The following is a 22,338-nucleotide window of genomic DNA, read 5'->3' on the forward strand; positions in this document are numbered from 1 at the left end:
GTTGCAATGTCCGCCCGCGCTGGACCGTGCGCGCCTTGCGTCGCAGGGCCGCGGCCCGCGCGACACACCCCGCGTCGGTTTCGCCGTTTTCGGCGACCACGCGCCATCCGATCCGCGCTTAACGTTAGGCGCGCCTGGGAACACACCAATGGGCAGCGCCGCTCGAGCCCAATTTCGGCCTACCGCCCGCCTTGCCGGCTTCGGCATTGCGATGGGCGGTGGCGTGCGCGCCCTCCTGACAGACCGGCGGCGCCCGAGCCGAGAGCTCGCGGCGCGCCTCGGAGACGTACTTGATGTCCAAGAAGATGTTGATCGACGCCGCACACGCCGAAGAGACGCGTGTCGTGGTGGTCGACGGACCGCGTGTTGAAGAATTCGATTTCGAGAGCCAGAACCGCAAACAACTCAGAGGCAATATCTATCTCGCCAAAGTGACGCGCGTTGAGCCGTCGCTGCAGGCTGCCTTTATCGAGTACGGCGGCAACCGCCACGGTTTCCTGGCCTTCAACGAAATCCACCCCGACTACTACCAGATCCCGGTCGCCGACCGTGAAGCGCTCATGCGCGAAGAGGCCGACGAGGAAGAGGAAGTTGAATCGCGCGCCCGGTCGGGCGACGACGAGGACGAAGACGCCGTCGACGCCGACGAAGACGACGTCATGGAAGAAGAAGTCGCGCGTCGCCGCCGCCGGCTGATGCGCCGCTACAAGATCCAGGAAGTGATCCGCCGCCGGCAGATCATGCTGGTCCAGGTCGTCAAGGAAGAGCGCGGCAACAAGGGCGCGGCCCTGACCACCTATCTGTCGCTGGCCGGCCGTTACGGCGTCCTGATGCCCAACACCGCCCGCGGCGGCGGCATCAGCCGCAAGATCACCGCGGCCACCGACCGCAAGCGCCTGAAGGGTGTGGTCCAGAGCCTGGACGTGCCGGAAGGCATGGGCCTGATCGTCCGCACGGCCGGCGCCAAGCGCACCAAGGCCGAGATCAAGCGCGACTACGAGTACCTCCTGCGCCTGTGGGAGAACATCCGCGACACCACCCTGCATTCTGTGGCCCCTGCCCTCATCTACGAGGAAGAGGACCTGGTGAAGCGCACGATCCGCGACCTCTACGACAAGGACATCGACGAGGTCTGGGTCGAGGGCGAGGCCGGCTTCAAGGAAGCGCGTGAATTCATGCGCATGCTGATGCCGTCCCAGGCCAAGAAGGTGCAGCCGTACCGCGAGGCCACCCCGCTGTTCGTCAAGCACCGGGTCGAAGACCACCTCAGCCAGATCTACTCGCCCGTCGTGCCGCTGCGTTCGGGCGGCTATCTGGTGATCAACCAGACCGAGGCCCTGGTCGCCATCGACGTGAATTCCGGCCGCGCCACGCGTGAGCGGAACATCGAGGCCACCGCCCTCAAGACCAACATGGAGGCGGCCGAGGAAGCCGCCCGCCAGCTGCGCCTGCGCGACCTGGCCGGCCTGATCGTTATCGACTTCATCGACATGGATGAAGCCAAGAACAACCGGGCCGTCGAAAAGAAGCTCAAGGACGCGCTGAAGGACGACCGCGCCCGCGTTCAGATGGGCAAGATCTCTACCTTCGGCCTGATGGAAATCAGCCGCCAGCGCCGCCGTTCCGGCGTGCTGGAAGGCACCACCCACGTCTGCGAACACTGCGCCGGCACCGGTCGCGTGCGTTCGGTCGAGTCGAGCGCCCTGTCGGCCCTGCGCGCCGTCGAGATCGAGGCCCTGAAGGGCGGCGGCGAAGCCACCCTCAAGCTTCCGCGCGCCGTCGGCCTCTACATACTCAACGAGAAGCGCAACCATCTGGCGCGTCTGCATGAGAACCTCGGCCTGTTCATCACCATCGTCATCGACGATGCCCTGGCGCACGCCGACCATGAGATCGAACGCACCGCCAGCGAGACCCGTCCCGAACACGCCGCCCTGATCCACCACGCCCCGGTCCAGCCCTACCAGCCGGTCGAGGAGGACTTCGACGACGAGGCGTTCGAAGACGAGATCGAGGACGAGGAAGAAGAAGACGCCGACATCGAGCGCGAGGCCACCGACGACGACGAGGCCGAGCATCGCTTCCAGGACCACGAGGCCGATGGCGACGAACGCGGCGGACGCCGTGGCCGCCGCCGCCGCCGCCGCGGGCGCCGTGACGGCGAGCCGGTCGAGGCGCGCCAGGACAGCGAACGCCCGGCCCGCGAAGCACGTGAGGATCGCGAGAGCGACGATGGCGGACGCCGCCGCCGCCGCGGCCGCCGCGGCGGCCGCCGGATGCGCGACGACGGCCGTCCGGCCGACATGTTCGCCTGGACCCGTCCCTGGGTGCCCTACGGCGACGACCCCTTCGTGTGGCACGATCCGTCGGAAGACTTCCCGGCGGCCCGCGCGCCGGCCCCGACGCAGGCTCCGGCCAACGACGTCGCCCCGGCCGCGGCTGAAGCCGTCGCTCCGGCGCCGAGCGTGAACGACGACCAGCCGCACGTCGAACTGGACGTCTGGGTCGAGCTGCCGGCCGTCGAGGACAAGCCGAAGAAGACCCGCTCGCGCCGCAGCCGCGGCCGCGGCAAGGCCGAAGCGGCTGAGGCCGAGGCCGAGGCCGAAGCGCCCGAGGCCGTCGCGGTGGTCGAAGCGGTCGAGGCCGTCGCCGAACCGGAGCCGGCTCCCGAGCCGGCCGCGGCCGAGGCGGAAGCCAAGCCCGCCAAGAAGCCGCGCGCCCGCCGCACCAAGGCCGCCGCTGCCGCCGAGGCCGCGGCCGCCGAGCCGGTGGTCGAGGCCGCTCCGGTCGAACCGGTCGAACCGGTCGCCGAATCGGCCCCGGAACCGGCGCCGGAGCCGGCCCCCGTGGCGGCTCCGGTCGCGCGTGAGCCCGATCCGAACGAGATCAGCGCTCCGCCGCCGGTCCCGAAGAAGGGCTGGTGGCGCCGGGGCTAACCCTGGGCTGTGACAACGGAAACCGGCTCGCGCCATGCGAGCCGGTTTCCAGTCCGTCTGAAGCGCGTTAGGCTTCCATATCTGGGGCTTTGCGGGGGGCGCTTGGAGTTGTTCGGCATGGCGTTCCCTGCCCGTTCGGTCTCGAGAATCGCTCTGGCCGCGGTGACGGCCCTAAGCCTGACATTGCAGGCCGCGCCGGTTCGCGCCGAGGAAGGCATGTCGCTCATCCGCGACACCGAGATTGAAGAAATCCTGCGCAAGGATTCCGAGCCGATCTTCAAGGCGGCCGGCGTCGACTCCAAGTCCATCGAGATCCTGCTGATCGGCTCAAAGGATCTCAACGCCTTCGCCGGCCCCGGCGCCATGGGTGTCTTTACCGGCCTGATCCTCGAATCGGAAAACCCCAACCAGCTTCAGGGCGTGATCGCCCACGAAGTGGGCCACCTGGCCGCCGGCCACTCGGCCCGCTCGGGCGAGATGACCTCCGCCGGCATGAAGCCGTTCCTGCTGACCATGGGATTGGGCGTCCTGGCCGCGCTCGCCGGTTCGGGCGAAGGCGCCGCCGGCCTGATCGGCAGCGCCAGCTATTTCGGCACCCTCGGGGCCATGGGCTACAGCCGCGAACAGGAAAGCCGCGCCGACCAGGCTGGGGCCGCGATCCTTGAGCGCGCCGGCCTGTCAGGTAAGGGCCTCGTCGAATTCTTCGACAACTTCCGCTACCAGGAGGTCTTTCAGGAAGCGCGCCGCTTCGCCTACTTCCGCTCCCACCCGCTGTCGTCCTCGCGGATCGAGGCGCTGCGCCACCGGGTCGAGCAGAACGCCCACTACGACACCCCCGACACGCCCGAAGCGGTCGCCGAGCACGAGATCATGAAGGCGAAGCTGGACGGGTTCATCAACCCGACCGTCGCCATCACCAAGTACGACGAGAAGGACACGTCCTATCCGGCGCGCTACGCGCGGGCCATCGCCTACTACCAGATGAAGCAGCCCGATCAGTCGCTGAAGATGATCGACGCCCTGCTCGCCGAGCAGCCGAACAACCCCTACCTTTGGGAGCTCAAGGGCCAGGTGTTGTTCGAGTTCGGCCGCGCCCAGGAAGCCGAGGCCCCACAGCGCAAGTCGGTCGAGCTGAAGCCGGACGCCCCGCTGCTGCGCATCAACCTCGGCCAGACCCTGATCGCGCTGGAAGACAAAACCAAGGTCGAGGAAGGCGTCGGCGAACTGCGCAAGGCGCTCACCCAGGAGCACGACAACGCCACCGCCTGGCGCATCCTGGCCCAGGCCTACGACAAGCAGGGCAAGGAGGGCCTCGCTCGCCTGGCCACCGGCGAGTACTTCTTCGCGACGGGCGATGCGACCCAGGCCCGGGTCTTCGCCATGCGCGCCCGGGAAAAACTCGACAAGGACACCCCCGAATGGCGTCGCGCCACCGACATCGTCCTGACCTCCAACCCCAGCAAGGACGATCTCAAGGATCTCGCGTCCGAGGGCTCGATCAACCGCCGATCTTCCCGCTAAACGGGCCGAAAGGCCTTCGCAAAGCCACGCTTCTCACCTAATTGGCCTGACATGACCAAGATCTCCCGCGGCGTCCTCGTCGCCTGCGCCGCCCTCGCCCTGCCGCTCGCCGCCTGCCAGAAGCAGGAGGACGATTTCGGCCAGAAGGTCCGCGCCTACCTGCTCGCCCACCCCGAGGTGATCGAGGAGGCGGTGGTGAAGCTGCAGCAGAACAAGGAGGCGGCCGCCCACGAGGCCGCCAGGGCCTCGCTCGCCAAGTACCGTGATCAGCTCGAGCGCGATCCGCGCGACTTCGTCGCCAACCCGAACGGCTCGATCACCGTGGTCGAGTTCTTCGACTACCGCTGCGGGTACTGCAAGGTCAGCGCGCCCGAGGTGGTGAAGCTGATCAAGGAAAATCCGGACGTCCGCTTCGTGTTCAAGGAGTTCCCGATCTTCGGGGCCGAGAGCAACCTCGCCGCCGAGGTCGCCCTGTCGCCGGCCGGCAAGCCCAAGAACATCGAGCTGTTCGAACGCTTCATGGCCGAGAAGGCGCTGGACGAGGCGTCGATCGACCGTCACCTGCGCGCCGTCGGGGTCGATCCGGCCGCCGCCCGTGCCGGCGGCGCGAGCGCCGAGGTCAAGAAGCACATCGCCGACACCCGCGTGCTTGCCCAGGCCCTGGCTATCGAGGGCACGCCAGCCTTCATCGTCGGCGACCGCATCATCCCGGGCGCCGACATGCCGGCCCTGCGCGCGGCGATCGCCGAAGCCAAGACCGGCAAGCTCAAGACCGTCCCCTCGCCGAAGATCGACAAGGGCTAAACCCCCTCGTCAATCTCGGGCTTTGCGCCGCTCAGCGACGCAGATAGGCTCCTCTCGAGTGCCTTGAGAGTCTGTCCGTCCGACTACGGCGAGCCGAATGCACGAGCGAGTGCTGATCATCGGAGCTGGTATCGGCGGCCTGTGTACGGCGCTGGCCCTGGCGCCGACCGGCCGCGATATCGTCATTCTCGAACGTGACCCGGCGCCGCCGCGCGGCGACGCCGATCGCGCCTTCGCCGACTGGACCCGCCGCGGCGTCGGCCACCTGCGCCACAGCCACGCCTTCCTGGCCCGGCTGCGCACCATCATCCGCAACGAACACCCCGAACTGCATGCCGATCTGCTGGCCGCCGGTTGCCGCGAGCTGGGCTTCGAACGGATGCTCACCGACCTGCACCGCCAGGACTATCGGCCCCAGGCCGCCGACCGCGATTTCGTGGTGCTGACCAGCCGGCGCACGACCCTGGAACTGGTGATCCGCCGCTATGTCGAGCGCTATCCGAACGTGCGGATCGATTCGGAGACCTTCGTCCGCAAGCTGCTGACCCAGCGCGATCCTCAGGGCCTGCGAGTGGTCGGAGTGTCGGTCGCCGACGCCGCCGGAGCCCGCGACATCATCGGCGACCTGGTGATCGACGCCGGCGGCCGCACCTCGTCCTGCATCGAGCAGCTCGTCGAGGAAGGCGCGAGCATTCCCGAGGAGAGCGAGAGCGCCGGCATCCTCTACTTCACCCGCCACTATCGCCTGCTGCCCGGGGCGCAGGAACCGCAGCGCACCAAAGCCGGGGGCACCGGCGATCTCGGCTTTCTCAAGTTCGGGCTGTTCCCCGCCGACAACGGCTGCTTTTCCATCACTCTTTGCACGCCCGAGCCCGAGTTGGAGCTGCGCAAGGCCATCGTACGGCCCGATGTGTTCGACGCCATCTGTGCGCGCCTGCCGGGCCTGGCGCCCTGGGTCGATCCGGCGATCGCCGAAGGGGTAAGCCGCGTGTTCGGCATGGGCGAGCTGCAAAGCCGCTGGCGGCAGGTGGCCGGCGAAGGCGTCGCGCCGCTGCTCGGCTACTTTCCGGTCGGCGACGCCCTGGTGCGCACCAATCCGCTCTATGGACGCGGGTGCTCGTTCGCGGCGGTCGCGGCCTATGTGCTGCGCGACGTGCTGGTGTCGGGCGGCGATCCGGCGGACCGGGTCCAGGCTTTCCAGGCGAGGATTAATGCCGAACTGCGCCCCTACTATCTCAACATGCGCGACCAGGACCGCGCCGCGATCCGCCGCGCCCGCCAGCAGCTGACGCCGGGCCACCGCCCCAGCCTGAGGAGCAGGTTAGTCAGGAGCTTCCTCGAGGACGGCGTGAATATCGCCATCCGCTCAGACGCCGACCTGCTGCGCGAGGCGCTGCGCGGCTTCCATATGCTGGAACACCCGTCGGCCTGGCTGAAGCGCCCCGACAACCTCGCCAAGGTGCTGCGCTACTGGTTCACCCGCAGGGAGTTGAAAGCCGACGCCTATCCGCCCAAGCCGGGTCCCGGCCGGGCCGAGATGTTCCAATCGCTCGGGCTGTCGGCGGACGCCGACATGATCGGCGCCTAGCTATTCGCTGGCGGCGTTGAACAGCCCGCCCTGAGCCATCTGGTCGCGCACCGCCTCCGGCGTCAGGGTCGCGGCCTTGTCCAACTCGACCAGCTCCGGCGGCACGTACCAGTGCAGCTTGTCGGCGTGGTAGGCCTCCCACACCGTCTTGGCGACCTCGACCGGCGGAATGGCGCGGAACATGCCCTCCTTCGGCGCGCCCTCCGCCACGCCCGGCGGCAGGATCGGCGTGTCGATCACCCCGGGCAGCACGTCGGCCACCCGCACGCCATAGGCCTTGAACTCGACCGACAGCGCCTCCGACAGTCCCTTCACCGCGTGCTTGGTGGCCGAATAGACCGCGATGTTGGCCATGCCGAAGGTCGCGGACGACGACGAGGTCGTGAAGCATAACGAATTCGGCGTCGCCTTGAGCAGCCCGATCGCCTCATGGATGCCGATCAGCACCCCCATCAGGTTGACCTGCACGACGGCGATCACGTCCTCGAACGGCTGCTCGGCGAAGGGTCCGCCGCGGCCGATGCCGGCGTTGTTGTAGAGCAGGTCCATCTTGCCGCCGGTGGCCTCGCCGAAGGCCGCGATGGCGGCGCGGTAGTCGTTGCGGTCGGTGACGTCCAGCCGGCGAACCAGGCAGTTGTCGGCGCCCAGCTCGGCCTGGAGATCGCTCAGCCCGGCCTCATTGACGTCGAAGCCGCCGACGAACCAGCCCTGCCCCGCAAACAGCCTGGCGGTCTCGCGGCCCATGCCGGAGGCCGCTCCGGTGATGAAGATCGACTGGCGTCCGTTCGACTTGCCCATGCGCCCCTCCCTGTTTGCAAGGAGCCTAGTGCGCCTTCCGTGACGGAACGCCGCTGAATTCTTCAGGCGCGCTTGCGCAGGCCCCGCTGCTTCAGACGCCACACCAAGACGTCGAAGCGATCCTGGCCGAAGAACGGCTCGCCTTCGAAAACCATGGTCGGCACGCCCCAATGGCCGCTCTCGCGATGGGCGTCCTGGTTGGCCTCGATCTCGGCGGCGATCTCGTCGGTCTTGCCGGCCGCTTCGGTCTGCAGCTGCGCCATGTCGAGCCCGGCCCGCGCGATGGCCCGGGCCAGCTTGTCGCCTTCGTTCCAGGGCATGTCCTGGCCGTTCCAGATCAGGCGTGCGACTTCGTCGTAGAAGGCCAGCGCCTGGGGCTTGTGGGCGGCGATCACGCCCAGCGGCATCAGCAGGTCCAGGTGCGGCTGCTCGGCCGCGCCGTTGAGGTTCTGGCCGATGACCACCGGATCGGGGTTGGGCCAGGCCAGCGGCAAGCCGAGAAAGTCGCCCAGCCGCCGCACGTCGCGCACCAGATAGGGCACGAACAGCGGGTCCTGCTTGGTGAAGAACCCCTCCGAGCGCACGGCCAGCGGATAGACCGGCCGCATCCGGACGTCGACGTCGTAGGTTTCCGTCAATTCCCGCAAGCGCGGGGTCACCAGGTAGGAATAGGGACTGCGGAAGGACCAGTAGACGTCGACGTCGAGGCTCATCAGATCAGACCGGATAGTGGGGATGATGGGTCAGCATACATACGTTTTGGCATGCGTCCTGCCAAAAATGCTTCCCGCCCCGCGATCACGGCATGCTTCATGGCCACCGCCATGCGGATGGGGTCCTGCGCCCCGGCGATGGCGGTGTTCATTAGCACCGCGTCACAGCCGGTCTCCATGGCCAGCGTGGCGTCGGACGCCGTGCCGACCCCGGCGTCGACCAGCACCGGCACCTTGGATTGCTCGATGATCAGCCCCAGATTCAGGAAGTTCTGGATGCCGCGGCCCGATCCGATCGGCGCGGCCGCCGGCATGATCGCCGCCGCGCCCGCATCCTCAAGCTTCTTGGCGTAGACCGGGTCGTCGCTGCAGTAGACCATCACCTGGAAACCGTCGGCGACCAGCAGCTTCAGCGCCCGCAGGGTCTCCTCCATGTCCGGCAGCAGGTGCTTGGTGTCCGAGAGCACCTCCAGCTTCACCAGGTCCCAGCCGCCGGCCTCGCGCGCCAGGCGCAGGGTGCGGATGGCGTCCTCTCCGGTGAAGCAGCCGGCCGTGTTGGGCAGAAAGGTGAAGCGGTCCGGCTTCACATAGTCGACCAGCATCGGCTGGTTTGGGTCCGACAGGTTCACCCGCCGCACCGCCACGGTGACGATCTCCGCGCCGGCCGCCTCGGCCGCCGCCGCGTTTTCCGCGTAGTCCTTGTACTTCCCCGTCCCGACGATCAGCCGCGAGGTGAAGGTCCGGCCCGCCACGCTCCAGGTGTCTTCCTTGTGGGTCGACCCGTCCATGTCAGCCGCCTCCGATAAAATGCACGATCTCGATGCGGTCGCCGTCGGCGAGCGCGGTCTGTCCATAGGCCGATCGCGGTACGATCTCCAGGTTGCGTTCGACCGCCACCTTGCGCGCGTCCAGACCCAGTTCCGCCACCAGGGCGGCCACGCTCGACACCCCGCCGAAGGCCCTTTGTTCCCCGTTGATGGTCAGCGTCATGACGCCCTCGTGAAGCTTGGAGTTTCCGAATGCTTGTGACCCCCGCCGCCGCCCGTTACAAGACGGCGGAATCGACGGCGGAGCCGAATGTCGAAACCGATCTATGTGCTTAGCGGGCCCAACCTCAACCTCTTGGGGGTCCGGGAGCCGGAGATTTACGGAAAGGAGACGCTGGAGGACGTCCGCATTCGGTGCGAACGCCGCGCCGGCGCCCTCGGTCATGCCGTGGTCTTCCGCCAATCCAACCACGAAGGCCAACTCATCGACTGGGTGCAGGAAGCCCGGACGGAGGCCTGCGCCGTCGTGATCAATCCCGCGGGCTATGGTCACACTTCCGTGGCTCTGCTGGACGCACTGAAGACACTCGATATTCCTGTGGTCGAATGTCACCTGTCCAACCCGGCGGCGCGCGAAGCGTTCCGCCGTGAAACCTATGTGTCCCTCGTCGCCACCGGGGTCGTCTCCGGCTTCGGCGGGGCGAGCTACGAACTGGCCGTCGAGGCCGCCGCGGGCCTGGCCCGTCAAAGCCAAAACTAAGGATTATCAAATGGCTAGCAGTCCCAAGGCCCCCGCCGACCCGATCGACGCGCGGCTGGTGCGCAAACTGGCCGACATTCTCACCGAGACCGGCCTGACCGAGATCGAAGTCGAGCACAACGACCTGAAGATCCGCGTCGCCAAGACCGCCGCTCCGGCGGCCGTCCAGTACGCCCCCGCTCCGGCGGCCTACGCCGCCGCCCCGGCCCCGGCCGCAGCCCCTGTGACTGGCGAGGCCGCGCCCGCCGCCGTCGAGCGCAAGGGCGACGTTGTGAAATCGCCGATGGTCGGCACCGTCTATCTGCAGCCGCAGCCGGACGCCGCGCCGTTCGTGAAGGTCGGCGACACCGTGACCGCCGGTCAGACCCTGCTGATCGTCGAAGCCATGAAGACCATGAACCCGATCCCTGCCCCGCGCGGCGGCAAGATCGTCGAGATCATCGTCCAGGACGCCCAGCCGGTCGAATTCGGCGAACCGCTGATCGTCATCGAGTAAGTCGATGTTCGACAAAATCCTCATCGCCAATCGCGGCGAGATCGCCCTGCGGGTCCACCGGGCCTGCAAGGAAATGGGCATCTCGACCGTGGCGGTCCATTCCGAGGCCGACACCGGCGCCATGTGGGTGCGGCTGGCCGACGAAAGCGTCTGCATCGGCCCGGCCCCGGCCGCCAAGAGCTACCTGAACATCCCCTCGATCATCGCCGCGGCGGAGATCACGGGCGCCCAGGCGATCCATCCCGGCTACGGCTTCCTGTCGGAGAATGCGCGCTTCGCCGAGATCGTGGCCGCGCACGGCTTCACCTTCATCGGCCCGACCGCCGACCACATCAAGATGATGGGCGACAAGATCACCGCCAAGCAGGCGGTGAAGGAAGCGGGCATCCCTGTGGTCCCCGGCTCAGACGGCGCAGTGACCACCGAGGAAGAAGCCTTCGAGGCGGCCAAGAAGATCGGCTTCCCCGTGCTCATCAAGGCCGCCGCCGGCGGCGGCGGGCGCGGCATGAAGGTCGCCCAGACCGAGGAAGACCTCTACGAGGCGGTCTCCACGGCACGCGCCGAGGCCAAGGCCGCCTTCGGCGACGATGCTGTCTACATGGAGCGCTACCTCCAGACCCCGCGCCACATCGAGATCCAGGTCATCGCCGACAAGTTCGGCAATGTCTGCCATCTCGGCGAACGCGACTGCTCGCTGCAGCGTCGCCACCAGAAGGTGCTGGAAGAAGCCCCCTCGCCGGTCATCGACGCCGCCGCCCGCGCCAAGATCGGCAAGGTCGTGGTCGATGCGATCAAGGCCATCGGCTACCTAGGCGTCGGCACCATCGAGTTCCTGTACGAGAACGGCGAGTTCTTCTTCATCGAGATGAACACCCGTCTGCAGGTCGAGCACCCGGTCACCGAGGCCATCACCGGCATCGACCTGGTGCGCGAGCAGATCCGCATCGCTGCGGGCCTGCCGCTGTCGTTCAAGCAGGAAGACGTCGTGTTCGAGGGCCACGCCATCGAATGCCGGATCAACGCCGAGAACCCGAAGACCTTTACACCTTCGCCTGGCCTGGTCAGCGACTTCCACGCCCCCGGCGGCCTGGGCGTGCGCCTCGATAGCGCGCTCTACGCCGGCTACTCGATCCCGCCCTACTACGACAGCCTGGTCGGCAAGCTGATCGTCCACGGCCGCGATCGCGAGGAGTGCATCGCCCGCGTCAACCGTTGCCTGGGCGAGATGGTCGTCGGCGGTATCGAGACCTCGATCCCGCTCTTCCAGGAACTGCTCCAGCAGCCCGACATCCTGTCAGGCGACTACAACATCCACTGGCTCGAACGCTGGATGAAGTCGCAACAGGAAGAGGTCTGATCCAGACATCCTCCCCCGCCCCCCGCGGGGGAGGAAATCCGGACCAGATCCGCTAGACTGCCGTCATGAAACGTTTCGGCCCGCGCGAGCTCCTTGAGTGCTACGGTCGCGGCGTGTTCCCGATGGCCGACGCCCGCGAAGACGACCGCGTCTTCCTGATCGATCCCGAGAAACGCGGCGTCATCCCGCTCGACGGCTTCCACGTCTCGCGCCGCCTGGCCCGCACCGTCCGCGGCGATCCCTTCGACATCCGCATCGACACCGCCTTCTCACGCGTGGTGCTGGAATGCGCTGCGCCCAAGCCCGGCCGCACCGAAACCTGGATCAACGGGGTCATCGAGGATCTCTACGCCCAGCTGTTCGAGATGGGCCACGCCCACAGCGTCGAGTGCTGGGACGGCGACGAGCTGGTGGGTGGCCTCTACGGCGTCTCGCTCGGCGCGGCCTTCTTCGGCGAGAGCATGTTCAGCCGTCGCACCGACGCCTCCAAGGTGGCGCTGGTCCACCTGGTCGCGCGCCTGCTTGCCGACGACTACCGGCTGCTCGATGCGCAGTTCATCACCGATCACCTGTCGACCTTCGGCGCGATCGAAATCCCGCGGGCCGAGTATCACCGCCGCCTAGCCCGCGCGCTGCAGGCCCAGGCTTCGCTTCAGCGCGTCGCAGTCGGGACCGGCGCGGCCGCCCTGCAGGTGATCAGCCAGGCGTCGTAGATCGGGTGCTCCAGCGGGTTCAGGCCCGGCGAGGACGCATACATCCAGCCCCGGAACGCTTGGCGCGGCGGCGGGGTCGGCTTGCCGGGCGCGGCGCGCGGCTGGGATTCCACGGTCACGTGCGCGATCGAATCCTCAAGCGCCTCGTCGGCTGCGGATCGCTCGCAGGCCTTTACCGTGAAGACGAGGTTCTTGTAGCGCACCGGCCGACCCACGGCCGCTTCGAAGCGCATGGATTCGGCCGAGACCTTGTCCAGCGCCTGGATGACGGCGACATCGTAGCGCATCCGCTTGGCCGCCTCGGCCGGCTTGGCGGCGACCTGGGCCTTGGGCGGGGGGGCCGCCTCGACCTCTTCGGCGGCGATCGGCGGCGCGGCGACCGGCGGCGGCGGAACCACCTGGGCCGGCGGAGCCTCTTCGCGCGCCGGCGGCGGCTGCGTGGCGGGCGGTCCGCCGTTGGGCGGGGATGTCGGCTGGGCCGGCGCCGGCGGCTGCAGCAGCGGCGGTTGCCCGGTCTGCTGCCCCTGTTGCTGTGGTGTCGGTTGCGCGCTCACCATGCCGGCGCCCGCCAGGGCGCCCAGCATCGCCAGTCCGGCCAGTGTGCGGCGGCGCGACATGCCTATTCGGGCCGCCAGGCCTCGTAGTCGCCCGACGCCTTCTGACGCTCGCCGCCGCGCGCGATCGAGCCCTGCGGCTTCCAGGCGTGCACGGTGCCGGTCAGGTTCGGCAGATGGTCCTTTTCCCAGGGCTGGCGCTTCAGCGGCGCCTTGGTCGGCGGCTCGTCGAAGGTGTAGTGCAGCCAGCCGTGCCAGTCGGCCGGGACCTTCGAGGCCTCGGCGTAGCCGTTGTAGATGACCCAGCGGCGCTTGCGGCCCTTGTCGTACGACTTCCGGTCGTCCTTGGCTTCGTAGTAGCTGTTGCCCAGCTCGTCCTTGCCGACGAACACGCTGCCACGAACGGTGTTGCGGATGCCGATGGTCGCGCCGTTCCACCAGGTGAAGATATTCTTGAGCACGTTTGGGAATTCCAGACAGACAGGAAGCGGGCGGACTATAGGCGCCCGGCCGCCCACCGTCCAGCGGCGCGAAATCCGCAATATGTTGGGGATGGAAGCACCGTGAACCGCAACATCTATTGCCCGCATTAACGACGCTGCTAGACTCGCCCGACGGGAGAGCCGGATATGGGTGCAGAAGCGGCAAGGATCGAACGGCGGACGCTCGAGCGCGCGTCCAGCGTGGCCGAGATTCTGGCCCCCGCGTCATGGACCGACGCGCGGGTCGAGGCCTGGCTCGACTGGCTGGGCGAGGACACCGACCTGCCCGCCGCCGTGTTCCGCTTCGCCGAAGACCTCGTGCAGCGCGGCGATTCGGCCGCGCTGTTCGAGACCGCCCGCGCGCGCGCCGCATTCCGCCGCGACCTCGGCGCGGCCGTGCTCGCCGGCCAGATCGCCTTGTCTTGGCCCCGTCCCGACGCCGCGACGCCGCTCGTCCGCGCTGGCGCGGTCGACTGCGCCGCCGCCCTTACCGCCCTTCGCGCCCAGCATCGCGGCCGCGCGATGGCCAAGGCCGCCGCCCGCGAGATGGGCGCGCGCCTGCAGGCGGTGATGGACTCCATCCTGCGCTGTGAAGGCGACCCCGCCGCCTGCGCCGACCTGCGCGCCAACGCCAGCCTGGCCCGCAGCGCCGAGGCAGCCCGCACCGCCGGCGCCACCGATGCGATGATCCTCGACGCCATCGCCCTGGCCAAAGCCGGCGAACTCGAATGGGCCGGCGCCGCGCCCGACTTCGACGACGCCGAGGATCTGGAACTGGTCTGCGTCGGCGCGCCCGAGCCGGCGCTCGGCGCCGCCGCATGGGAGACCGGGGCCCTGGCCGTGGCGCTTACCCCCGAGATCGCGCAGGGCGTCGCCCGCGCCTGGGGCGGCGCGCGCGGGGCCGTCAATCTACTGAGCTTCGGCGCTGGGCAAGACTTCGACGCCGCCGGCTTCGCCTCGGCCGTCGCCCTGCTGGCGACCGCCCTGGCCGCGGTGGCCGGCGAACGGCCCGCGTCGCTCGGCCTGGCCGGCGTCGCCGACTGGCTGGTCGCCCAGGGCCTGACCTACGACTCGGAGGCCGGCCGCACCGCCATCCGCGACCTCTACCGGCACGCGGCGTCCGCATGCGTTGCTTCCGGCGCCAAGCTGAGCGGCGGCCTGGCGGTGTTCGACGATGCGGAACTGGCCCTGCGCCTTGGCGGCGCGAGCGCTTCGGCCGCCCCCTGGCTCGGTCCGATCACCGTCGCCGAGACCGAGGACGGCGTCCTGACGCGGGTGATGTCCGAGGCGGCGCTGCAAGGCCTGACCGCGATCGGCGCCGACCTGTCCCAGGCGCGCGCCTGGCTGCTGGGCGGCGCCGACCTTTCGGAGGCGCCCGGCGTCGACCATGCGGCGCTGGCCGCCCGCGGCTTCACCGACCACGAGATCGCCCAGGCCGAGGCCGCCCTGCCCTTCGCCGCCTCCCTGGCCGAGGCGTTCGCCGCCATCGACGCCGGCTTCCTTTGCGACGTGCTCGGTGCCACCGACGCCGACCTCGCCGACCCGAACCTCAACGTGCTCAAGCTGGCCGGCTTCAGCGACGAGGAGATCGACCAGGCCCAGGCCTACGCCATGGGCTCGGGCGCGCTGTCCGCGGCCGACTTCCTCACCCCCGCCCAGCAGGCGGTGTTCGAAACCGCCGACGACCTCGGTCCCGAGCCGTATTTCGCGGTGCTGGCGGTGATCGCCCATGCTCTGGCCGTACCGGCCCTCGCCGACCTCGAGCTGGAATGGGACACCACCCCCGCCGACGCCGCCGGCGTGATCGCCATGGCCGCTCGCGCCAAGGCCCCGGCCCTGCGGATGCGGCGCGCCGCCCCGCCCGCCGACCTGGTGCTGGATCTGCCCAAGGCGACCGAGCCGCCGCCCCGCGCCGCGCGCGAACCCGAGGCCGAGGCCCGCGCCCCGCAGGCCGAACGGATCGTCGAGCGCATCGTCGAGCGCGAGCGCACCCGCCGCAAACTGCCCGACCGTCGCAAGGGCTACATCCAGAAGGCCAGCGTCGGCGGCCACAAGGTCTATCTGCACACCGGCGAGTACGAGGACGGCGAACTCGGCGAGATCTTCATCGACATGCACAAGGAAGGCGCCGCCTTCCGCTCGCTGATGAACAACTTCGCCATCGCGATCTCCATCGGCCTGCAATACGGCGTGCCGCTCGACGAGTTCGTCGACGCCTTCGTCTTCACCCGCTTCGAGCCGGCTGGCCCGGTCACCGGCAACGACTCCGTGCGCTCGGCGACCTCGATCCTCGACTACCTGTTCCGCGAGCTGGGCGTCTCCTATCTGGGCCGCAACGACCTGGCCAACGCCGACCCCGACGAGCTCAACGCCGACGGCCTGGGCCACGGCAAGAACGAGGATGAGGACGGCCCCCAGCCGGCCAGCCACTTCATCTCCCGCGGCTTCGCCCGCGGCGCGGCGCCCGACAACCTGGTGTTCCTGCCCAGCGCCGCGGCCCGGCCGCCGGCCGCCGAAGCCGACGTCTGCGCGGCCTGCGGCGACATCGCCGTCGTCCGCAAGGGCGCCAGCCTGATCTGCGAAACATGCGGGACCCGCGCCGCGCCGCAGGGCGGCGACATGACCGGCTGAGCGGGGGCGAATTTCACCAGCGCCGCATGCGACAAGGCCGATATTTCCAGCACCGGGCTCTATGACGCACGCGCCTTGTCCCAAACCAGGTGATCCATAACGGCGGAGAGGCCTTGATGCGGTCCGCTCATCTCCGGCTTCTAGCTAAGCTGCTGACAATTACGGCGAATTAAGTAGCGTCCACAGAGTGTCGAGAGCACATGCTCACACCATGGACCAACAACGCCAAGCTTCGATGTCTCGCCTGACGCGGCGCCTCTCCGTCCTCGCAGCCCTGCTCGCCACGGCGCTCGCCGCCGTGCCTGGCATGGCCAGCGCCAATATGGGCGACAAGGACGTGGCGCGGATGGTCTCCTTCGGCGGGGCCTGCGCCAAGTGCGAGCTGTCGGGCCGCAAGCTGGCCGGCGCGCAGTTTGTCGGCGCCAATTTCGCCCAGGCCGCCCTGGTCGGCTCAGACCTGCGCGACGCGCGCTTCCTCGGAGCCAACTTCAGCGGGGCCGACCTGTCGCGGGCCGATCTCACCGACGCCCAGATGGTCGGCGCCAACTTCACCACCGCGGTGCTGACCGACGCGCGCCTGCGCGATGTCGAGGCGCGTGGAGTGAACTTCGGCGCCGCCAACCTCGCCCGCGCCGACCTGCAGGACGCCGCGGCGGCCGGCTCGAACTTCAGCAAGGCCAATCTCTCCAACGCCTCGCTGCGCGGGGCCGAACTGCGGGCGACCAACTTCTCCAAGGCCAACGCCCGCGCCGCCGACTTCCGCGACGCTGCGCTCACCGGGGCCAATCTCGGCTCGGGCGCCTTCGATCACGCCTCGTTCCGCGACGCCGACCTCTCGGCCGCCAGCCTCACCGGCGCGACGTTCGTCAACACCGACTTCCGCGGCGCGACCATGACCGGGGCCAACATCGCCGGGGTCGACCTCTCCCGCACCAAGGGGCTGGAGCAGGACCAGCTGGACAACGCCTGCGCCGACGGCGCCACCCGCACCCCGCCCGGCCTGGTCGCCAAGGCCTGCCATCGCGGGTCTCGCGTCCGGATCGTCGCCCGCCCCGCACCGCCGGCCCCGCCCGCGCCCCCAGCGCCGCCTGCCCCGCCGCGCTTCTTCGCCGCCGTCGACTGACGAGCACAAAAAAAGGGGGCCGCTGGCCCCCTTTTCCATATTTGTCGCTGCGCGCCCTAAACCTTGATCGGCGGCGCCAGGCGGATGTGCAGCTCCTTCAGCTGCTTCTCCAGCACTTCCGACGGAGCGTTCATCAGCAGGTCCTGGCCCTGCTGGTTCAGCGGGAAGGCGATGACCTCACGGATCGCCGTCTCGCCGGCCAGCAGCATGACGATCCGGTCGATGCCGGGCGCCAGGCCGCCGTGCGGCGGCGCGCCGTGGCGGAAGGCGTTCAGCATGCCGCCGAACTCTTCCTCGACGACGTTGGCGCCGTAGCCGGCCAGTTCGAACGCCTTCACCATCACCTCGGGGATGTGGTTCCGGATCGCGCCCGAGCACAGCTCATAGCCATTGCAGACGATATCGTACTGGAACGCGCGGATGGTCAGCGGGTCCTGGGTCAGCAGCGCGTCGAGGCCGCCCTGCGGCATCGAGAACGGGTTGTGCGAGAAGTCGACCTTCTGCTCTTCCTCGCTCCACTCGAACATCGGGAAGTCGACGATCCAGCAGAACTTGAACTGATCCTCGTCGACCAGCTTCAGGTCCGTACCGACCTTGGTCCGGGCGTTGCCCGCAAACTTCGCGAACACCTTCGGATCGCCGGCCACGAAGAAGGCGGCGTCGCCCTGCCCCATGCCGATCGCGGTCATCAACGCCGTGGTCGCGTCGGGGCCGAGGTTCTTGGCGATCGGGCCGCCCCAGCCGCCTTGGTCCTCGGACCAGAAGATGTAGCCCAGACCGGGCTGGCCCTCACCCTGCGCCCAGCTGTTCATGCGGTCGCAGAACGCGCGGCTGCCGCCCTTCGGGGCCGGGATCGCCCAGACGGCGTTCTTGGCGTCTTCCAGGATGCGCGCGAACAGGCCGAAACCGCCGCCGCGGAAGTTGTCCGACACGTCCTGCATGACGATCGGGTTGCGCAGGTCGGGCTTGTCGGTGCCATAGCGGGCCATCGACTGCACGTAGGTCAGGCGCTCAAAACCCTTGTGCTCGATGGTCTTGCCGAAGTCGTCGACATAGGACATCGGCTGGTCGATCGGCGAGACGCGCTTGCCGCCGCCGAACTCCTCGAACACGCCGTGCATCACCGGCTCGATCGCGGCGAACACGTCTTCCTGGGTGACGAAGCTCATCTCGACGTCGAGCTGGTAGAATTCCAGCGACCGGTCGGCGCGCAGGTCCTCGTCGCGGAAGCACGGCGCGATCTGGAAGTAGCGGTCGAAGCCCGAGACCATCAGCAGCTGCTTGAACTGCTGGGGCGCCTGCGGCAGCGCGTAGAACTTGGTCGGGTGCATCCGCGAGGGCACCAGGAAGTCGCGCGCGCCTTCCGGCGACGAGGCCGTCAGGATCGGCGTCTGGTACTCCAGGAAGCCCTGGTCGATCATGCGGTTGCGGATCGAGTGGATGACCTTCGAGCGCAGCACGATGTTCCGGTGCAGCGTCTCGCGGCGCAGGTCCAGGTAGCGGTGCTTCAGGCGGATCTCTTCCGGGTACTCCGGCTCGCCGAAGACCGGCAGGGGCAGTTCGGCGGCTTCCGACAGCACCTCGACCGAACGCACGCGCACCTCGACCTCGCCGGTCGGCAGGTTGGCGTTCACGGTCTCCAGGCTGCGAGCCACGACTTCACCGTCGACCCGGATGACGCTCTCGGCGCGCAGGCGCTCGATGACGTCGAAGCCGGGGGTCTCCGGGCTGATCACCAGCTGGGTCAGACCATAGTGGTCGCGCAGGTCGATGAAGACCAGACCGCCGTGGTCGCGCTTGCGGTGAATCCAGCCCGAAAGGCGGACGGTCTTGCCCGTGTCGGCGGCGCGCAGGGCGCCTGCGGTATGGGTGCGGTAGGCGTGCATGGGGAGTCGCTAAGGCTCTGAAAATCGAGGGCGGAAGGGCGCATGCGGGGCCCCGAAAGTCAAGGCGCGCGGACGTGCGGACGCAGCAGCGTGTCCAGCCAGGCGGAGAAGACCTTGAGCCTTTCCGGCGCCTGTCGCCGATGCGGGTAGAGCAGCGTCATCTGCATGGGCTGGGCGCGATGCTCGTCCATCACCCGCACCAACTCGCCCGCCGCCAGATGCCCGGCGACGTCGTAGGCCGGGATCTGAATCAGGCCCAGCCCGGCCAGGCAGCAGGCGATCAGCCCTTCGGCGCTGTTTACGCAGACGGTCCCACGCATCGGTTGCGTGCGCACCATCTCGCCGTCCATCAACTCCCACGGTTCCACGCGCCCGCTTGAGGGCGACGCATAGTTGACCGCCAGATGCTCCGCCAGGTCCTGCGGGCCGGCGGGGGCGCCGTGGCGCGCAAGATAGGCCGGGCTCGCCACGTTGATCAGCTCCAGGTCGCCGATGCGCCGCCCGACCAATCCGGAATCGCCCAAGGGGCCGACCCGCAGCACGCAATCGGCCCGCTCCTCCACGAGATCGACCGCGCGGTCGGTCATCCCGAGGTCGATCTCGATTTGCGGATATGCCGCGAGGAACTCCGGCAGGGCCGGCGCGATCACCAGCCTCCCGATGCGGCCGGGCACGTCCACCCGTAGCCGGCCGGAGGGCCGACCGCCCGCATTGCGGAAGAGGTCCTCGGCCTCCTCCATGTCCGAGAGCAGCCGCACGCAGCGCTCGTAGAAGACGGCGCCGTCCTCCGTGACGGACACCCGCCGCGTGGTCCGGTTCAGCAAGCGCGCGCCGAGCCGGGTCTCCAGCATCTGCACTGCCGCCGACACCGAGGAGCGCGGCAGGCCAAGGCTGTCGGCGGCGCGGGTGAAGCTCGCGCAGTCCACCACTCGGGCGAACACCCGGTAGAGATCCATACGGTCCATCGCTGGACTTTATCCAAAAATGCCGACCAGTGATGTCAAGTACCGCACATTTATCCAACAAACGCGCACGGTAGCTTCTGCGTCCCCCAGTAAGGAGATCGACGCATGGCCAACCACGACATCAAGGGCAAGACCGTCCTCATCGCCGGCGGCGCCAAGAACCTCGGCGGCCTGCTCGCCCGCGACCTCGCCGCGCACGGAGCGCGGGCGGTCGCCATCCACTACAACAGCGCCGCCGCGACGGCGGAGGCCGACGCCACCGTCCAGGCCGTGCGCGCGGCGGGCGCGGAGGCGCTCGCCCTCCAGGCCGACCTCACCACCGCCGGCGCAATGGAAAAGCTGTTCGATGACGCGGCCGCGGCGTTCGGCCGGCCCGATATCGCCATCAACACCGTGGGCAAGGTGCTGAAGAAGCCAATGGCCGAAATCACCGAGGCCGAGTTCGACGAGATGAGCGCGGTCAACGCCAAGTCCGCCTTCTTCTTCCTGCGAGAGGCCGGCCGCCTGCTCAAGGACAACGGCAAGGCCTGCACCCTGGTGACCTCGCTGCTCGGCGCTTTCACGCCGTACTACGCCGCCTATGCCGGGATGAAGGCGCCGGTGGAGCACTTCACCCGCGCCGCCGCCAAGGAGTTGGGCGAGCGTGGTATCTCGGTCACCGCCATCGGCCCTGGCCCAATGGACACGCCGTTCTTCTATCCGGCCGAAGGCGCGGACGCGGTCGCCTATCACAGGGGCGCCGCGGCCCTCTCGAAGTTCTCGAAGACCGGGCTCACCGACATCGAGGACATCGTGCCCTTCATCCGTTTCCTGGTGTCGGACGGCTGGTGGATGACCGGCCAGACCATCCTGGTCAACGGCGGCTACACGACGAAGTAGGCCCTACTTCGCCGGATCGACGAGGGCCTGGTAGACCAGCGTCCTAGTTAGACCGCCCAGGTCCGGCCCGCCGGTGCCGCCATAGCGCTGGATCATGCCGACGAAGATCACGTCGTTGGTCGGGTCGACCCAGAACCACGTGCCGGCCGCCCCGCCCCAGCTCATCGTGCCCTTGCCTTCCAGGCTGCCGGCCTTGCGCGGGTCGTTGACCACCATGAAGTCCAGGCCAAAGCCCACCGCCTCGTTGAACGACGAGGCGGTCGAGCCGTTCGACGATACCAGCGCCGCCTGTGGGATGACGTTGGTTCCCATCAGTTCGACCGAGGCCGGCGACAGGATCCGCACCCCGTCCAGTTCGCCGCCGTTGGCGATCATCTGGGCGAAGCGCGCATAGTCGCGGGTGGTCGAGACCAGCCCGCCGCCCCCCGACTCCAGCCGCGGCTTGTCGACGAAATTCTGGATCGGCTGGCCGAACAGGGTCTTGGCCTCCTCGATCTTGCCGGTCTCGGGATTGCCGATATAGGGCGTCGCCAGCCGCCCGGCCTTGCCCGCCCCGGTGTAGAAGCCGGTGTCGTTCATCTTCAGCGGCTTGAAAATGCGGCTTTCCATGAAGTCGCCCAGGCTCTGGCCGGTCAGCCGCTCGACCACCGCCCCCTGCAGGTCGACGGCGACCGAATAGCTCCACTGCTCGCCGGGCTGGTACATCAGCGGGATCGCGGCGGTCTTGGCGGTCAGGTCCTTCAGGTCGGCCGCCCCCAGGATCCGGCCGTCACGGAACATCCGGTCGACGGGGTGCTTGTCGCCAAGGCCATAGCCGAACCCGGCCGTATGGCTCATCAACTCGCGCATGGTCGGCGGCCGCTTCACCGGCTCCAGGATCGGCTGGCCCTGGGCGTCGACGCCCTTCCAGACCTTCAGGTCCTTCATTTCGGGCAGGTACGCCGTGACCGGGTCGTCCAGCCGCCAGCGGCCTTCCTCGAACAGGATCATCATCGCCACGCCGGTCACCGGCTTGGACATCGAGTAGATGCGGAAGATGGCGTCCTTCTTGAGCGCCGCGCCGGTCTCCAGGTTTTCTTTGCCGTAGGTGTTGAACGCCACCAACTGGCCGTGGCGCGCCAGCAGGGTCTGCACGCCAGCCACGCGACCATTGGCCACCACCTGGGCCATGGCCGCGTCCAGCCGCTTCAGGCGTGCGCTGTCAAAACCCACCGCCTCTGGGCTCGCGGCCGGCGCCAGCGCCGCCGCCGGCTCCTTGGCCAGGGCGACAGGCGACGCGGCCCAGGTCATCGTCGCCGCGGCCAGAGCCGTCGCCAGCAGATGGCGCTTCATGAAACTTCCCCCTCCCGAACATCGGCCGGCGAA

Annotated in this window: 20 protein-coding genes; 11 read left to right on the top strand and 9 right to left on the bottom strand. The window is 68.6% G+C overall.

What is annotated here, in order from left to right; all coding sequences use genetic code 11:
- Positions 1 to 293 precede the first annotated feature (293 nt).
- From O4N75_RS13600 to O4N75_RS13615, 4 genes are all read left to right on the top strand, one after another.
- Positions 294 to 2,936 (top strand): ribonuclease E/G, encoded by a 2,643-nt coding sequence (locus tag O4N75_RS13600; RefSeq protein WP_269626053.1) that lies wholly within the window; start codon positions 294 to 296, stop codon positions 2,934 to 2,936.
- Between the two features lie 117 nt (positions 2,937 to 3,053).
- Positions 3,054 to 4,457 carry a M48 family metalloprotease gene (locus O4N75_RS13605; RefSeq protein WP_269626054.1) on the top strand — a complete coding sequence of 468 codons (1,404 nt, stop codon included), beginning with the start codon at positions 3,054 to 3,056 and terminating at the stop codon, positions 4,455 to 4,457.
- A 51-nt stretch (positions 4,458 to 4,508) separates the two neighbouring features.
- Positions 4,509 to 5,261 (top strand): DsbA family protein, encoded by a 753-nt coding sequence (locus tag O4N75_RS13610; protein WP_269626055.1) that lies wholly within the window; start codon positions 4,509 to 4,511, stop codon positions 5,259 to 5,261.
- Between the two features lie 97 nt (positions 5,262 to 5,358).
- Positions 5,359 to 6,849 carry an FAD-dependent oxidoreductase gene (locus O4N75_RS13615; protein WP_269626056.1) on the top strand — a complete coding sequence of 497 codons (1,491 nt, stop codon included), beginning with the start codon at positions 5,359 to 5,361 and terminating at the stop codon, positions 6,847 to 6,849.
- Here O4N75_RS13615 and O4N75_RS13620 read toward each other — a convergent pair whose 3' ends face one another.
- The 4 genes from O4N75_RS13620 to thiS form a co-directional block, all read right to left on the bottom strand.
- Positions 6,850 to 7,647 (bottom strand): SDR family oxidoreductase, encoded by a 798-nt coding sequence (locus O4N75_RS13620; RefSeq protein WP_269626057.1) that lies wholly within the window; start codon positions 7,645 to 7,647, stop codon positions 6,850 to 6,852. It abuts the gene before it with no gap.
- 62 nt (positions 7,648 to 7,709) lie between these two features.
- Positions 7,710 to 8,360, bottom strand: a complete 651-nt coding sequence (locus O4N75_RS13625; protein WP_269626058.1) for a DsbA family protein — start codon at positions 8,358 to 8,360, stop codon at positions 7,710 to 7,712.
- The gene (locus O4N75_RS13630) at positions 8,360 to 9,148 is read right to left on the bottom strand and encodes a thiazole synthase (RefSeq protein WP_269626059.1); all 789 of its coding nucleotides are present in this window, start codon (positions 9,146 to 9,148) and stop codon (positions 8,360 to 8,362) included. The genes O4N75_RS13625 and O4N75_RS13630 overlap by 1 nt, the downstream gene beginning before the upstream one ends.
- A gap of 1 nt (position 9,149) precedes the next feature.
- A complete protein-coding gene (gene thiS, locus O4N75_RS13635; protein WP_267234209.1) occupies positions 9,150 to 9,350 on the bottom strand; it encodes a sulfur carrier protein ThiS in 201 nt (66 codons plus the stop codon).
- Positions 9,351 to 9,437: 87 nt separating this feature from the next.
- Here thiS and O4N75_RS13640 point away from each other — a divergent pair, with 87 nt between their 5' ends.
- The 4 genes from O4N75_RS13640 to aat all read left to right on the top strand — a co-directional run bounded on the left by O4N75_RS13640 (position 9,438) and on the right by aat (position 12,453).
- Positions 9,438 to 9,887: a type II 3-dehydroquinate dehydratase gene (locus O4N75_RS13640; protein WP_267234208.1), complete on the top strand. Its 450-nt coding sequence runs from the start codon at positions 9,438 to 9,440 to the stop codon at positions 9,885 to 9,887.
- Positions 9,888 to 9,897: 10 nt separating this feature from the next.
- Positions 9,898 to 10,383 carry an acetyl-CoA carboxylase biotin carboxyl carrier protein gene (accB, locus tag O4N75_RS13645; RefSeq protein WP_269626060.1) on the top strand — a complete coding sequence of 162 codons (486 nt, stop codon included), beginning with the start codon at positions 9,898 to 9,900 and terminating at the stop codon, positions 10,381 to 10,383.
- Positions 10,384 to 10,387: 4 nt separating this feature from the next.
- Positions 10,388 to 11,740, top strand: a complete 1,353-nt coding sequence (gene accC, locus O4N75_RS13650; RefSeq protein WP_269626061.1) for an acetyl-CoA carboxylase biotin carboxylase subunit — start codon at positions 10,388 to 10,390, stop codon at positions 11,738 to 11,740.
- A 65-nt stretch (positions 11,741 to 11,805) separates the two neighbouring features.
- Positions 11,806 to 12,453, top strand: coding sequence for a leucyl/phenylalanyl-tRNA--protein transferase (gene aat, locus O4N75_RS13655; RefSeq protein WP_269626062.1), 648 nt, complete (start codon positions 11,806 to 11,808; stop codon positions 12,451 to 12,453).
- On the opposite strand, the gene O4N75_RS13660 is transcribed toward aat, so the two are convergent.
- Both O4N75_RS13660 and O4N75_RS13665 read right to left on the bottom strand, forming a co-directional pair.
- Positions 12,393 to 13,070, bottom strand: coding sequence for a DUF2155 domain-containing protein (locus O4N75_RS13660; RefSeq protein WP_269626063.1), 678 nt, complete (start codon positions 13,068 to 13,070; stop codon positions 12,393 to 12,395). The genes aat and O4N75_RS13660 overlap by 61 nt on opposite strands.
- Positions 13,071 to 13,072: 2 nt before the next feature.
- Positions 13,073 to 13,468: an NADH:ubiquinone oxidoreductase subunit NDUFA12 gene (locus tag O4N75_RS13665; RefSeq protein WP_269626064.1), complete on the bottom strand. Its 396-nt coding sequence runs from the start codon at positions 13,466 to 13,468 to the stop codon at positions 13,073 to 13,075.
- A gap of 168 nt (positions 13,469 to 13,636) precedes the next feature.
- On the opposite strand from O4N75_RS13665, the gene O4N75_RS13670 reads away from it, so the two are divergent.
- Together O4N75_RS13670 and O4N75_RS13675 are read left to right on the top strand one after the other, a co-directional pair.
- Complete coding sequence (locus O4N75_RS13670) at positions 13,637 to 16,120, top strand: ribonucleotide reductase (RefSeq protein WP_269626065.1); 2,484 nt, start codon at positions 13,637 to 13,639, stop codon at positions 16,118 to 16,120.
- Between the two features lie 235 nt (positions 16,121 to 16,355).
- On the top strand, positions 16,356 to 17,243 hold the full coding sequence (locus tag O4N75_RS13675) for a pentapeptide repeat-containing protein (protein ID WP_269626066.1): 888 nt from the start codon (positions 16,356 to 16,358) through the stop codon (positions 17,241 to 17,243).
- Between the two features lie 56 nt (positions 17,244 to 17,299).
- On the opposite strand, the gene aspS is transcribed toward O4N75_RS13675, so the two are convergent.
- Positions 17,300 to 19,129: an aspartate--tRNA ligase gene (aspS, locus tag O4N75_RS13680; protein ID WP_269626067.1), complete on the bottom strand. Its 1,830-nt coding sequence runs from the start codon at positions 19,127 to 19,129 to the stop codon at positions 17,300 to 17,302.
- Positions 19,130 to 19,188: 59 nt separating this feature from the next.
- Positions 19,189 to 20,094 (bottom strand): LysR family transcriptional regulator, encoded by a 906-nt coding sequence (locus O4N75_RS13685; protein WP_269626068.1) that lies wholly within the window; start codon positions 20,092 to 20,094, stop codon positions 19,189 to 19,191.
- Between the two features lie 105 nt (positions 20,095 to 20,199).
- Here O4N75_RS13685 and O4N75_RS13690 point away from each other — a divergent pair, with 105 nt between their 5' ends.
- Positions 20,200 to 20,973 carry an SDR family oxidoreductase gene (locus tag O4N75_RS13690; RefSeq protein ID WP_269626069.1) on the top strand — a complete coding sequence of 258 codons (774 nt, stop codon included), beginning with the start codon at positions 20,200 to 20,202 and terminating at the stop codon, positions 20,971 to 20,973.
- A 3-nt stretch (positions 20,974 to 20,976) separates the two neighbouring features.
- On the opposite strand, the gene O4N75_RS13695 is transcribed toward O4N75_RS13690, so the two are convergent.
- Positions 20,977 to 22,305 (bottom strand): serine hydrolase domain-containing protein, encoded by a 1,329-nt coding sequence (locus O4N75_RS13695; protein WP_269626070.1) that lies wholly within the window; start codon positions 22,303 to 22,305, stop codon positions 20,977 to 20,979.
- Positions 22,306 to 22,338: the final 33 nt, after the last annotated feature.

Source organism: Phenylobacterium sp. NIBR 498073 (assembly GCF_027286305.1).
Lineage (GTDB): Bacteria > Pseudomonadota > Alphaproteobacteria > Caulobacterales > Caulobacteraceae > Phenylobacterium.